Below are 13,277 nucleotides of genomic sequence, written 5' to 3' on the forward strand. Positions count from 1 at the left end.
GATTACACCATAGGCTTAGTCCAAAATGGTTTAGATCACCTTACCGTTACCCATTGGGTGCAACGGGAGCCCGGATATCCGCCATTTCAGGCCGCCAGCGATGGGTCCAGACGGGCCAAACTGCGGTCCAGCATCAGCAATTGCCACAGGATACGGCTGTTGTCGGCGCGGCCTGCGATATGGGATTCGGCCAGGGCAACCATGTGGCCTGCCTCGAACCAGCCCGTGCGGGCGAGCGTGCCGCCGCTGGCCACGGCGCGGGCCTGCTGGGCCAGTGGGCCGCGCAGCCAGGCGGCGATGGGGGTGACGAAGCCCATCTTGGGGCGGAACAGCACGTCGTCAGGCAAGTAGCGGCGCATGGTCTGCTTCATCAGCCATTTGCCGGTGGCGCCGTGGACGCGCATGCTTTCGGGCAGGCGCGTGGCGAATTCGACCAGGCGATGGTCGAGCAGGGGCTCGCGCGCTTCGAGGCTGACGGCCATGCTCGTGCGGTCGACCTTAGTCAGGATGTCGCCGGGCAAGGTGAACGTGAGGTCGGCATATTGGGCGCGGTCGAGGCCGCTGCGAGCCGGGGCCTCGCGCATCAGGGCGAGCAGGGGCTGTTCGGCGCGATAGGCGCCGCGCAGTGCCAGAAAATCGGGCGAATAGAGGCGCTCGCGCCCCTCGGGCGCGGTGACTGCGAGGGCGCGCGCATAGCCGAGGTCGCCATCCTGCGCGAGCGCGAGGAACGTCGCCTTGGCCCGCAGGGGGCGCGGCGCCCAGTCGGCCTTGGGATAGAGGCGCCCGAGCGTGCCGAACAGGGGCCCGCGCAAGGATTGGGGGACAAGCGCACGCACCTGTTCCTCGCGGTGGTGGAAGACCTGACGGCGATAGCCGGCAAAGGCCTCGTCCGCGCCGTCGCCCGAGAGGGCCACCGTCACATGTTCGCGGGCCAGTTCGCACACCCGCAAGGTCGGCAGGGCCGAGGCATCGGCGAAAGGCTCGTCGAACAGGCCAACGAGGCGATCGATCAGCTGGAAATCGTCGGACGAGACCATGCGCTCGTGGTGGTCGGTGCCATAGCGGCGCGCGACTTGTGCGGCCCAGCCGGTTTCGTCCAGCCCGGCCACGTCGAAGCCGATCGCACAAGTCTTGACCGGATCGGCGCTGGCCTCGGCCATCAGGGCCACGACGGTCGAACTGTCGACCCCGCCCGACAGGAAGGCCCCCAGCGGCACGTCGGCAGCCATGCGCGAGGTGACCGCCTTGCGCAGGCGGTGGAGTAGATGGGCTTCGAGGTCGCGCTCGCTCGCCGTGTCGCGCTCGGCGAACGAGACCTGCCACCAGCGGACGGGCGACGGCGGGGGCGCATCGTGGCGCAGCAGGCGATAATGACCCGCGCCCAGCTTCTCCACGCCTGCAAAAATCGAGCGGTGATCGGGGACGAAGCCCCAGGCCAGATAGTCTTCCACCGCCAGCGGATCGAGCGTCCGCCGCAGCATCGGATGGGCCATCAACTGCTTGAGTTCGGACCCGAAAATCACGCTGCCATCGGCCAGCGTGGCCATGTGGAGCGGCTTGACCCCGAACCTGTCGCGCGCCAGCAGCAGGGTGCGCGCGCGCAAGTCGTAGAGCGCGAAGGCGAACATGCCGTTGAACCGCGCGAGGCAATCGAGGCCCCAGTGCTGCCACGCGGCAAGGATCACCTCGCTGTCGCCATCGGTGTGGAACTGCGCGCCCAGAGCCTGCAATTCACGGCGAAGCTCGCGGTAATTGTAGATCTCGCCATTGAAGACCAGCATGGCCGAGCCATCGGTGCTGGCCATCGGCTGGGGCGATCCGGCAAGGTCGATGATCGAGAGGCGGCGATGGCCAAGGCCCACGCCCGGCGCGGTCCAGATTCCCTCCCCGTCGGGTCCGCGATGGGCGATCACGTCGCCCATGGCCTGAAGCCGGGCTGGATCGACCGGTTTCATCCCCTGGGTATGGAAAATGCCCGCAATGCCACACATGGCCTTGATCTTACTCCTTTACGCCCGAAGAAACAGCATCAATCCACGGGCCCAGCGGCCCGAGCGCGGCCACGAAGGCCGCAACGCCCTGCGCAGGATCGTCGGCGTCGGACGACACGATCAGGGTGGCCGTGGGCCGTGCGCGCAGCAAGAGGCGGTCGGCCATGGTCCACAGTTTGAGGCGGGCATTGCTGCTGCCCAGCCAGGCCGCAGTGCCCTGCCCCTGACGATACCAGGTGACCGTCAGGCGATGGACCGGGCCCGGCGCCTGAATCATCTGGGCCTCGCCCCCGGCAATCGGCGCGGCGGACATTTCCCAGGCCCAGCCACTGTCAGGCGGCAAGGCGCCTTCGCCAAAACCACCCGCCTCGCGCCCTTCGCCCTGCCCGGCATAGAGCGCAAAAGAAACGTCGACGACATGGCCCTGTCCATCGGCATAACGGCCCAGCAGGCGATGATCGGCCCCGCTGTGGCGCGGTTGCCATGGCCAGCGTGGCGGCTCGGCCACGCGGTGCCAGCCGGGCACTGTGGGAAGGTCGATCCGCGCAGGCAGCGGAGCCGCCAGGCGATTGGCCGCCGCGCCCCAGCCGATACAGGCCAGCGCCACAGCCGCGACGAGGCCGAGCGCCACGCGCGCATCGATCCTGAGCCTTGCCAGCCCTGCAAGGCGCGCATCGGCCAGAATCGCCCCGGCGTCGATCGGGCATTCCTCGCGCGGGCGGTCGAAGAAACGCCAGCCCGCCAGCATGGTCAGCACCATGACCACCGCGAAGAAAATCCAGCCATAGAAGATGTGATCGAACCCGGCGGCAAAGGCGATCCCCCGCCAGCCCGCGATCACGATGGTCCCCCAGGCGCGCACCCCGTTGGCGAGGATCGGGACGACGAGGCTGAGCGCCATGAAGGCCACGCGGCGCGGCCACGAACGGAAGCAGACCTGACAGACGAGCACGCCATAGGCGATCATCGCGATCAGGAATTTCACCCCCGAGCAGGCCTCGGCCACCTTGAAATAGCCCGCCGGGACCGTGATGAACACGCCGTCGAGCGTGGCGGGAATGCCCGCAAGGTGCAGCAGGACCATGACGATCCGCGCCGTCACCGTCTGGAGCGCGGGGATCAGTTCATCGCCGAAGGGCACGAGGAACAGCATGTAGGCGAGCGGAAACAGCAGCCCGGCCCCGACCCTTGGCCCCAGCAGCGCGAGCAGGCTGGCCTGAAACATCAGCACCACCGCCGTCTGCGTGACGAGCGCCACCCCGGCAAAATCGCCCAGAACCCACAGGAACCCGGCCCCGGCAAACAGCACGAGGCCCGGCCACCAGCCTTGCGGCGGCAGCGCCAGCACCGCCCTTGCCCGCAAGCTCACCAGCCAGACGAGGATCGCGGGGACGAGCAGGATGTGGTTGTAGGTCGAACTGTCCCACCACTGCCCGGCCATCGCCCGCCAGTCGCCAAAGAACAGGGCGATCAGCGCCAGCCAGCATAGCCCAAGGCGTACAAGCGGGCCGCGCCATGAGGATGGAAGAAAGAGCGAGCCCCCCTCAGGCAAGACCGAAACCCAGCAATTGGGGCAGCGGGGCGAGCATCCGGTCCCAGCCATAGCGTTCGCACACCAGCGCGCGGGCCGCGCGGCCCATGGCCTGACCCCGGCGCGGATCGGACAGCAGGCGCACGACCCGCGCGGCCAGTTCTTCCGAGGCAATCGGCGAGAGCGCGAAATGGGTGCCGTCGCTCCCGGCAAGGCCGGTTGCCGCCTGCGGGCTGAGCAGGACCGGGCGGCCCATCGCCATGGCTTCGAGAACCTTGTTCTGCACCCCGCGCGCCAGCGCCAGCGGGGCCACGACCAGATCGGCCCCGGCCAGCCACGGGCGCACATCGGGGACGGCGCCGGTCACCCGCACGCCGTTTTCGCCATCGAGCGCGCAGACGCTGCGGGCAGGCGCGCGGCCCACCACGTTGAACTGCGCCGCCGGAAAGCGCCCGCGAACCAGCGGCATGACATGGCGGGCAAAATGGATCGCCGCCTCGACATTGGGGGGATAGTCCATCTGCCCGGTGAACACGATCTGCGGCCCGGCGCTTGTCATCTCAGGCGCAGGGGCAACGCCGGCAGGATCGAACAGGGCGGTGTCGATGCCGTTGCCCATCGCGCGCACGTCGCACTGCGCGGCGCGGCGCGGGCCCAGCCGGGCGCGGAACAGCGCGGCTTCCTCCTCGCTCACGAACAGGCTCGTCGTCGCGCGGCGGGCAACGCGCGCCTCGAACCGGCGCAGGAGCCAAGCCTCGCGCATGTAGGCAGGCGCGGCGGGTGTCGGGCGGCGCGCATATTGGGCGAACTTGGCCGAATCGACATCGACGAAATCCATCACCACCCGCCCGGCAAAGCGCGCAGGCACATAGCGCGCCATTTGCCCTGAAAAGACGTAGATCGCGCTGATCGGGCGCTCGGCCAGAACCTTGCGGACATAGCGCGCCAGACGTCCGCTCGCAAAGGCGGTGAGGCTGAGCGGTTGTCCCGTGACCAGCGCGACAAGGCCCGCGCCCACCAGCGAGGCGCGGCGGCGGACGAGGCAATGGCTGGCGGCCAGTGCTGCCAGTTCGCCCTCGTGGGCCATATCGTCGGCATTGTCGGCCAGACAGGCGACATGGACCGGCGCCATGGCGGCCAGCGCGCGCAGGACATGGTGCGAGCGGATCTTGTCGCCCCGGTCGGGCGGGAACGGGATGCGGTGGGCGAGGAACAGGATTTCGCTCATGACGCTCAGGCCAGACCCCGCGCGATGAACGGCCCGAGCAGGTTGGCGAGCGGCAGGGGCAGTTTTTGCCAGGCGCGGATGCGGGCCTGATAACGCGGGCTGCGCGGATCGACATCGCGCGGCTGCGCGCCATCGGCCGTCCAGTGGGCATAAGCCAGCGGCTCGGGCGTGAAGCCCCAGTTGCGCTTGAAGTGATAGGCGCCTGAATCGAGCTTGGAGCGCCCGAAATCGAAACGGTCGGCCCCGCGCCGCCGTGCATGGTTCATCAGCGCGTGATACATCACGTCGTTGGCGCGCAAGGCCCGCGCCGCCTGCACGCCCCCGCCCCAATAGGGCATGACCGCGCCGCGATGGTAGAGACTGAGCACGCTGGCGACGGGTTCCCCCTCGTGCAGGACGGTCAGGATGTCGGCACTCTCGCCCATGCGGGCGAGCACTTCGCGGAACAGGCGGCGGGGAAAGACCGGGGTGCCCAGATTGCGCACCGATTCGCTGTAGACGCGATAGTGCCAGTCCTGATCCTGCGCGCTGGTGCCGGTGCGCACGGTCAGGGCCTGCCCCAGCCCCTTGCGCAGTTCGGCGCGCTGCTTGCGCGGGACGGCCAGAAGCTGGGCCTCGTCGTCGGCGGCCAAGGGGCGAACGAAACCGGCGTGGCTGTCGCGCTTTATGTGCCAGCCAGCGGTCTCGGGCAGAATGCCGCCGCGCAGTTCGATGGTCGGGCTGCGCAAGCCTGATGCGAGGGCCTGTGCGGCCTGAGCCAGTGCGGGCGCTGCCGCCGGATCGCCGATGATCCCCCCTCCCACAGCAAAGCCGGTCGAGACGAGCGCGCGCCCGAACAGCAGCGAGGACACCGCATGGAGCGGCAGCGCGGCGACGATCACCCCAGCCTGCTCGGCCAGCAGCAGGCGCGTGGCATGGCCGCTGGCCGCGCTGATCGCGTCGAGCCAGGCGGGCTCGTGAAACACGCTGGCCCCGCTTTCCCCGGCCAGAAAGCGGGCATAGGCGGCGCTGTCGGCAGGCCCGGCCTCGCGCACTTGCGGCGGTTCGAGGCGGAACGGCGCGTTCATGCCGCGACCTGCGCTTGCGCGTCGAGGCGGGCGGCCTCGCGCGCGGCGACCGCCGCCATCGGCTCCCATGCAAAATCGCGGACCACGCGCGCCAGCTTGGGGGCCATCGCCGCCAGCCGCGAATAGTGGCGCAGGCGCGAGCGCAACGGAGCATCGCTGCGGCGCGGCTGGTCGGGGTCGATCTCCCACGGGTGGAAATAGAACGCCGCCGGGCGGCCTTGCGCGTTGACTTGCGCAATTGCCCAGCGCGAAAAGGCATAAGGCAGCAGGCGGAAGAAACCCCCGCCCCCTGCCGCCAGCCGCCGCCCTGCGAGCAGCGCGGTCGTCACCGGAATTTCGACCAGCGGCGCATCGGCCAAGGGGCGAAAGGCAAAGCGCGGCGCCTCAGGCCAGCCATAGTGATCGTGGACCACCGGGGCGACGCTGGAGGAATAGGCATAGCCTGCCTGCGCCAGCACGCGGTGCGCCCAGGGCGTGCGCGCGTCGATCGAGAAGCTGGGCGCGCGATAGCCGGTCACGCGCTGGCCGCTGGCCTGTTCGAGCGCATCGCGCGCACGGGCCAGATCGGCGGCAAAGCGCGCGGCATCGAGCGTGAAGACGCGGGCATGGTCCCAGCCGTGGCTGGCGATCTCGTGCCCGGCCTGCGCGATGCGCGCGATCAGGCGCGGGTGGCGCTGCGCCACCCAGCCGAGCGTGAAAAACGTGGCCTTGACCCCTGCCCCGTCAAACAGCGCCAAAATCGCCTCGACATTGCGTTCGACGCGCGATTCCAGCCCGTCCCAGTCGGCGCGGTCGATCACGCGCTCGAAAGCGCCGACCTGAAACCACTCCTCGACATCGACGGACAGGCCGTTCAGCACGGGTTGGGCCGATACAACAGGCATGACAACAAAAGCCCCTCAGGCAGGCCAGACAATCGGCAGGCGGGACAACAGGCAGGCGAGCGGAAAGAACGGTCAGGCAGCGCGCTTGGGGCGGTCGCTCTCGAACCATTCGATCAGCATGGTCAGGACGTGGCGGATCGCCTGTTCCTGTTCGGCCAGACGGCCCTCAAGATGGCCGATCCGCGTGGTCGCGGTGTCGAGCGCGCTTTCGAGGGCCTGACGACGGGCCTCTGCCGCCTGAGCTGCTTGTTCCTGTGCTTCCGCATCGTGTGCCGGGGCGGCGGCTTGCTGTGCCTGCGCCGCGCGCATGTCGGCCAGTTCGATCACGGCCTGCTGCAATTCGGCGATCTGCTCGTCGCGGCTGCGCAAGGACGCCTCGATAGCCTCCATGTCGAGCGCGGGCTGACCTTGCGCGCGGCCTTCTTCGGCGTGGAAGCGGTCGACCGTCAGGCCAAGGGCCTCCGCACGGGGGGCGGGCGCCTTGGCCGCGGGGGCACCTTCCTGAGGCTGGGCATCCTGCGCCATGTCGTCGAGCACGGCCTGCAAGAGCCCCGCATCGATCCGGTTGACCTGTTCGAGCGCGCCGGCGAGCAGCAGGCGGCTGACGATCTGGTTGATCCGGCGCGGTACCCCGCCGCTCGCGCGGGCGAGTTCGGCATAGACGCGCGGCTCGAACGAAGGCGTGCCATGCCACCCGGCGCGGGTCAGCCGATGCTCGACATAAGGGCCCACTTCGGCGGCCCCCATCGGCGCAAGATGGTGCATGGCGATCACCCGCTGGCGCAACTGCTCCAGATCGGGCGAGGTTTGCAGGAGGGTGCGAAACTCGGGCTGGCCGAGCAGCAGGATCTGGAGCAGCGGCTGCGCGCCCAACTGGAAGTTGGAGAGCATCCGCAGTTCTTCCAGAGCGCCGACCGAAAGGTTCTGCGCCTCGTCGACCACGAGCAGGCAGCGGCGCCCGGCGCGCGCTTCCTCGTGCAAAAAGGCCTCGATCCGGGCGAGCGCGCTGGCCTTGTCGTGACCCGCGACATCGAGCCCGAAGGCGCGCGCGGCCATGTGGACCAGTTCCTCGCCATCGAGGCGGCTGGTCACGATCTGGGCGGCGGTGAGTTGCGCGGGATCGACACTGGCGAGCAGGTGGGCGGCCAAAGTCGACTTGCCCGCCCCCACCTCGCCGGTGATGACGATGAAGCCTTCGGCCTGGGCCAGGCCATAGCCGAGATAGGACAGCGCCTTCTTGTGGGTGGCGCTCTCGAAGTAGAAGTCGGGGTCGGGCGTCAGCTGGAAAGGACGCGCCGAAAGCCGGTAGAAATCATCGTACATGGGCGTTCCGCTCCTTTACCGTCACAGCGTATAGCGCAAGCCGAGCAGGCCCGTCACTTCAAGTTGATCCGCCGTCAGCTGGCGGCTGACCCCGTCGATCCCGACCGAGGCGGTTGCCGTCAGCCTGTCGGCCAAACGGCGGAAATACGAGGCATAACCGCCATAGGCATTGGTCCGGCCCAGCGTGCTTGTCCCGCTATCATACCAGGTGTCGAAGACCGCCACGCTGAAGCTCGATTCCCGATCAATCGGCGCGGAAACCCCGGCGTCGACATACCAGTTCTGGTCGACCGTGCCATTGGCCACCCCCAGCACCGTGCCCGGCGCGGCAATGAACCGGCGATGGGCATAGCCTGCCCCCACGGCCAGCCGCAGGCGGCCCATGGCAAAGCCATAGGTCGCATTGACGCCGCGTGCGCGGAACACCGAGGAATTGACCGACGAGAGCGCCCCGTTGACGCACCCCCCGCCCGCCGCGCCCAGGCCACAGCCCGAAAAGCCCCCGCCGCCCAGATTGGGCATCGCGGTGAAGTCGGTCGGCACCCCGCGCAACGCATTGTCGAGGCCCGAGCCGAAGCCCGAGATCCCGTCGTAGACCGACAGGCTGAACGCGCTGCGCGTGTTGGGCGCATAGGAGAAGCTGCCGAAATAGGTCGTGCTGTCATAGCGCCGCCCGACAAAGGCCGAAAGCGAGGTGCGGCGGCTGGGCCGCCACATCACGCCCACGTCCCAGGTGAGGCCGTCGCTGTCGTAGGCGATCTGGCGCGGCGCGCTCTTGTTCGTGACATAGCGCCCGTCGCGGCCGATCACCGGCGTCACCCCATCGGGCCCGCGCAAGGCATCGCGCGAGGACACCCGGATATGCTCCCAGCCCACGTCGCCCACGAGCTGGACCGTGCGGCTGACCGGAAGGGTCGCGCGCAAGCCCACGCGCTTGTCGTCGATGCGCTGGTCGAGGTTGGAAATGTCCTCGCGGTCCCAGCCCGCGCTGGCGGTCAGGCCTACGGGCAGGATCACCCCCGGCTTGACCCCGGCGGACACTTGCGCCGACTGCATGATCGAATGGTCGAACACATCGACCCGCGTGCCGTCGGCGGCAGGGCGATAGCCGTTCTTCTGGTCAAGCTTGGAATAACCGGCCATGTACGAGGCATTGACCCCTACGTCGCCGACATGGGTGGTGAGCTGGGGCGCGGCATAGACCGAATAGATCTGGCTGACCGAATCGTTGGGCGAATAGGGGTTGAGCGAGGTCGAGCCATTGGCTTCGAGCCGGGTGCGCGCGGCCAGGGCGCCCACATCGATGCTGAGCGTGCGCGGCACGATCTGGTGCGAAACGCGCGCCATGCCCGAAATGGTATTGGTATCGCCCACCCGGCCCTTTTCCACGAAGCGGTGTTCGTAGCGGACCGAGACCTGCCCTTGCGTGCGCCGCCCGGCCAGCGTCGCGTCCACCCCGGCGGCGAGCGTGGTATAGGTCAGCACGTCGTTGCCCGGCGTGATCTGGGCCAGCAGGTTCTGCGAGGCCTCGATATAGGGGCGGATCGTCGTGCGCGCAGACGAGCCACCGACACGGGCGCTGTGCCCCCCATGAAGGCCGCCTTTATCCCGTGCATCTGCGTCCTGATCACCCGACACGGCATCATCGCCGGTCGCCTGATAGGGCATGCTCTGGGCATGGGCGCTCGCCCCGGCCAGCACGCCGGCCAGAAGCCCGCCAAGGACAAGAGAAGGCGCCCGCATCACTCTTTATACCCGTAATACGTGCCAAACCGCCGCCCGGTGGGCGAGAAGCGGGTGCCATTGAGCAGAAGCTTGATATCCGCGCAGCCCGAGAGCATCCCCACCGCATCGCGCAAGGCGGCCTCGCCCGTCACATCGGCGCGCACCACCATGACCGCCTGCCCCACATGCATCGCCAGTTCGGACGCGGGCGAAGCCGCGAGCGCGGGCGGGCTGTCGAAGATGACGATCCGGCTGGGCGCCTGGGCGGTCAGCCGGTCGAGGATCGCGCGGGTGCGGGCCGAAGCGAGGTATTCGGTGTCCGAGCCGGTCTGGTTGCCCGCAGGCAGCACGGCCAGACCCGAAATGTCGGTCGGGATGATGCAGTCTTCCACCCGCACTTCGGGATCGGCCAGCGCATCCATCAGCCCCGGCCCGCCCGGCAGGCCGAGCGTGGAGAGCACCGAAGGCTTGGCGAAATCGGCATCGACAAGCAGAACCTCGTTGTCCTTTTCCGCCGCGATCGACAGCGCGAGGTTGACCGCGCAGAACGTCTTGCCCTCGCCCGGCAGGGCCGAGCAGATCAGGATGCGCTCGCCATGGGGCGCCGTGCGCCCGGCCCGCGAATCCGCGGCGGTCAGCAGCAGATGGCGCTTGATGATGCGAAATTCCTCAAGCAGCGCGCTCACCGGCCCTTCGGGATCGATCAGGCACTGTTCGCGCAGCAGGCGCCGGTCGACCGGACGGGGCGGCGTGCGGAACCGCTGGCGCGAGGGAATGCCTTCGAGCGCCGCCGCATTGGCCGCCGCCTGATCGGGCACGGGCACGAAGACCTGCGCCCCCGGCGCGGCAAAGGCAGGCGCCGGTGAGGCCGGGGCATCAGGCGCCGGGGCAACCGGTTCGCTGGCAGGGACAGGTTCAGACGCCGGGCTGGCCGACAGAGGGGCGGCAGGCGGAAGATCGGCAGGCGCAGCACTGACAGGGGGCGCACTGGCAGGCGGCACGGCAACCGGGGGCTTTGCTGCCACCGGGTGAACCGACCCCACCCGCATATAGCTGCGGAAATCGAACGAACCGTCGGCCCGCTCGATCAGCGAGGCCCGCGCCGGACGCCTGACCCGATCAGGCGCCTTTCCGTCCTGCCCGATGCCATCCTGTCCGGTGCCGTCCTGCCCGCTTTCCGTTGCGCCGGCGCGCGGTTCCTTCCCCGGTTGGCCCGAAGGCGTCGGCGTGTCGTCGTGATCGTTCATGTCCGCCCCCTTCATGCCACCATCCGCCGTTTGATGAACTCTACAGCCATCAGCACCATCAGCACCAGCACCAGTCCGGCGACACCGCCGCCAAACAGGCGCAACTGCTTCCACTGCCCGGCACGCGCCGCGGCCGTCTGGGTGAGCGAGACCGAACCCAGAACGACCATGCCGGTCGCGCGTTCCAGCTGGGCGGTCGTCGCATAGCTCGACCGCAGCTGGGCCATGGCAAAGGCCACCCCGCAGCCCGCCGCCACACCCACCACCAGCACCAGCACCAGCATCAGGGGCCGGTCGGGCGCGGAAGGTCCGCGCGGGGTGGTCGGCGGATCGATCACCTCGAACTTGACCGAGTTGTGCTCGCTCTCGACCTGACCGCGCAGGCGCAGTTGCTCGCGGTCGCGCAGGAGCTTGTCGTACTGGTCCTTGAGCACGTCGTAATCGCGGTTGATGCGCGAGGCTTCGGCGGCAACTGCCGGTTCGCTGTACTGCTGGCCGGTGAACTGGGCGATTTCCTGCTGAAGCGAGGTCTTGCGCGATTGCAGCGCGACCAGGCTCGCCTCGCGATCGGCCTTGATCGACTGGAGCGAGGCATAGGCCGGGTTGGGCGTTCCGGCATGGGTGCCTTCGGCCGAAGCCTGACGCTGGAGGCTGGCGATCTGGGCCTTGGCAGCCTGGACATCGGGATGGTTGTCGGTCAGCCCGCGCGCGCGCATCGAGGCCAGATCGGCCTGGGCCTGCGCCAGCGCGCCACGCGCGCCACCTTGCGCACCGGGAATGGTGATCGTGGGCGGCGTGCCCGAAAGCTGGCCATTGATCGAGGCCAGCGCGCTCTGCGCGGCCAGAAGATCGGATTCCACCCCGCGCAGCTCCGAACGCGCCCCCTCCAGCTTGCCCGCGAGCGAGCCGGTGCCGGGCATGAGGTCGGCGTTCTTGGCCTCGAACTCCTGTCGCTTCTGCTCGGCGGCTTCCAGATCCTTCTGACGGTCGGCCAGTTGCTGGTCCATGAAGGCCAGCGTGTCGGTCATCTCGCCGCGCCCGCCCGCGAGGTTTTCCTCGCGGAAGATGTCGATCATCTTTTGCACGATGTCCTGCGCGAGCTTGGCGTTCTGCGCATCGGTATAGGAACCGCGCCCCGAGGTCGCGCTGATCTCGAACAGGTTGTCCTGCTGGCTGACCACCTTGATCTGCGTCGACAGGCCCGCAACCGCCGATTCCATCTGCTTGTCGGTGGTCACCTTGTCGCCCAGACGGGTCGCGCGGACGACCTTTTCGAGGTTGACCGAACTCGTCAGCGTCTGGCGCACGCGGTCGATGTCGCGCTTGGCATCGCCCCCGATGCCGATCTGGTCGGAAAGCACGTCGTCGATCTGGATGAAGATGCGCGCCTTCGATTCGTAGGTGTTGGGCACCATGGCCACGACCAGCCATCCCAGCAGGCACACCACCCAGGCAACGCCCAGCGCCAGCCAGCGCCGGTGCCAGATGCCATAGAGGGCGATCCGCAGTTCATCGAGGATGTTGCTCATCGCCCGTGCATCCTGTTCGCCCGCCCGCTCAGAACGCGCTCTCGGGAATGATGATCACGTCGCCGGGCATCAGCATGACGTTGGCGCGGGTATCGCCCTTGCGCAGGAGATCGGAGATGTGGACGGCATATTCGGTCTGCTTGCCGGTGGTCTTGTCGAAACGCACCAGCCGTGCGCGGTTGCCCGCCGCATATTCGGAAAGCCCGCCCACCGCGATCATCGCGTCGAGCAGGGTCATGTTGGCGCGATAGGGGATCGAGGCGGGCTTTTCGGTGGCGCCCACCACGCGGACCTGCTGGCTGAACGTACCGGCAAACTTGTTGACGATGACCGAGACGATCGGTTCCTGAATATACTGCGAAAGCTGAAGCTTGATGTCTTCGGCCAGCATCGAGGGAGTCTTGCCCACGGCGGGCATGTCGGTGATCAGCGGCGTCGTGATGCGCCCGTCGGGGCGCACCTGCACCGAAGCGCCCAGCTCCGGGTTGCGCCACACGAAGATGGTCAGCTCGTCGAGCGGGCCGATCACATATTCCTCGCCCGGCCCTTCCTGAAGCGCCACGAACGAGGCAGGCGGCAATTGCGGCGCATGGCCGGTGCCCGCGCAGCCGCTCAAGCCTGTCGCCAGAACCCCGGCCAGCAGCATGCCCCGCGCCACCATGCCCCGCTTGCGGCCAGACCGCGCGGAAAGGCCGGAAACGGAACCGGCAGGCGTGAGGCCGGAATGGGACGACATCAACAATAGTCCTTTG

General features: G+C 68.4%; 10 protein-coding genes. All 10 read right to left on the reverse strand.

What is annotated here, in order from left to right:
• Positions 1–86: 86 nt before the first annotated feature.
• Positions 87–1,991: an XrtA/PEP-CTERM system amidotransferase gene (locus SBI20_RS06010; protein WP_317974201.1), complete on the reverse strand. Its 1,905-nt coding sequence runs from the start codon at positions 1,989–1,991 to the stop codon at positions 87–89.
• A gap of 10 nt (positions 1,992–2,001) precedes the next feature.
• Positions 2,002–3,543: an exosortase A gene (gene xrtA, locus SBI20_RS06015; protein ID WP_317974202.1), complete on the reverse strand. Its 1,542-nt coding sequence runs from the start codon at positions 3,541–3,543 to the stop codon at positions 2,002–2,004.
• Positions 3,536–4,750 carry a TIGR03087 family PEP-CTERM/XrtA system glycosyltransferase gene (locus SBI20_RS06020; protein WP_317974203.1) on the reverse strand — a complete coding sequence of 405 codons (1,215 nt, stop codon included), beginning with the start codon at positions 4,748–4,750 and terminating at the stop codon, positions 3,536–3,538. Before SBI20_RS06020 ends, xrtA begins: the two co-directional genes overlap by 8 nt.
• A 5-nt stretch (positions 4,751–4,755) precedes the next feature.
• Positions 4,756–5,817: a FemAB family XrtA/PEP-CTERM system-associated protein gene (locus SBI20_RS06025; RefSeq protein ID WP_317974204.1), complete on the reverse strand. Its 1,062-nt coding sequence runs from the start codon at positions 5,815–5,817 to the stop codon at positions 4,756–4,758.
• Positions 5,814–6,701 (reverse strand): XrtA system polysaccharide deacetylase, encoded by an 888-nt coding sequence (locus tag SBI20_RS06030; protein WP_317974205.1) that lies wholly within the window; start codon positions 6,699–6,701, stop codon positions 5,814–5,816. The genes SBI20_RS06025 and SBI20_RS06030 overlap by 4 nt, the downstream gene beginning before the upstream one ends.
• A gap of 72 nt (positions 6,702–6,773) precedes the next feature.
• Positions 6,774–8,024 carry an XrtA/PEP-CTERM system-associated ATPase gene (locus SBI20_RS06035; RefSeq protein ID WP_317974206.1) on the reverse strand — a complete coding sequence of 417 codons (1,251 nt, stop codon included), beginning with the start codon at positions 8,022–8,024 and terminating at the stop codon, positions 6,774–6,776.
• Between the two features lie 21 nt (positions 8,025–8,045).
• Positions 8,046–9,767 (reverse strand): preprotein translocase subunit YajC, encoded by a 1,722-nt coding sequence (locus SBI20_RS06040; protein WP_317974207.1) that lies wholly within the window; start codon positions 9,765–9,767, stop codon positions 8,046–8,048.
• On the reverse strand, positions 9,767–10,996 hold the full coding sequence (locus SBI20_RS06045; protein ID WP_317974208.1) for an AAA family ATPase: 1,230 nt from the start codon (positions 10,994–10,996) through the stop codon (positions 9,767–9,769). The genes SBI20_RS06040 and SBI20_RS06045 overlap by 1 nt, the downstream gene beginning before the upstream one ends.
• 11 nt (positions 10,997–11,007) lie before the next feature.
• On the reverse strand, positions 11,008–12,525 hold the full coding sequence (locus tag SBI20_RS06050) for an XrtA system polysaccharide chain length determinant (protein ID WP_317974209.1): 1,518 nt from the start codon (positions 12,523–12,525) through the stop codon (positions 11,008–11,010).
• A gap of 28 nt (positions 12,526–12,553) precedes the next feature.
• Complete coding sequence (locus tag SBI20_RS06055; protein WP_411911543.1) at positions 12,554–13,186, reverse strand: XrtA/PEP-CTERM system exopolysaccharide export protein; 633 nt, start codon at positions 13,184–13,186, stop codon at positions 12,554–12,556.
• Positions 13,187–13,277: the final 91 nt, after the last annotated feature.

The organism is Novosphingobium sp. IK01 (genome assembly GCF_033242265.1).
GTDB classification, from domain to species: domain Bacteria; phylum Pseudomonadota; class Alphaproteobacteria; order Sphingomonadales; family Sphingomonadaceae; genus Novosphingobium; species Novosphingobium pituita.

Coding starts and splice junctions, on each gene's coding strand:
- SBI20_RS06010 (WP_317974201.1), bottom strand. CDS start 1,991: ATGTGTGGCATTGCGGGCATTTTCCATACCCAGGGGATGAAACCGGTC.
- SBI20_RS06020 (WP_317974203.1), bottom strand. CDS start 4,750: ATGAGCGAAATCCTGTTCCTCGCCCACCGCATCCCGTTCCCGCCCGAC.
- SBI20_RS06025 (WP_317974204.1), bottom strand. CDS start 5,817: ATGAACGCGCCGTTCCGCCTCGAACCGCCGCAAGTGCGCGAGGCCGGG.
- SBI20_RS06030 (WP_317974205.1), bottom strand. CDS start 6,701: ATGCCTGTTGTATCGGCCCAACCCGTGCTGAACGGCCTGTCCGTCGAT.
- SBI20_RS06035 (WP_317974206.1), bottom strand. CDS start 8,024: ATGTACGATGATTTCTACCGGCTTTCGGCGCGTCCTTTCCAGCTGACG.
- SBI20_RS06040 (WP_317974207.1), bottom strand. CDS start 9,767: ATGCGGGCGCCTTCTCTTGTCCTTGGCGGGCTTCTGGCCGGCGTGCTG.
- SBI20_RS06045 (WP_317974208.1), bottom strand. CDS start 10,996: ATGAACGATCACGACGACACGCCGACGCCTTCGGGCCAACCGGGGAAG.
- SBI20_RS06050 (WP_317974209.1), bottom strand. CDS start 12,525: ATGAGCAACATCCTCGATGAACTGCGGATCGCCCTCTATGGCATCTGG.
- SBI20_RS06055 (WP_411911543.1), bottom strand. CDS start 13,186: ATGGTGGCGCGGGGCATGCTGCTGGCCGGGGTTCTGGCGACAGGCTTG.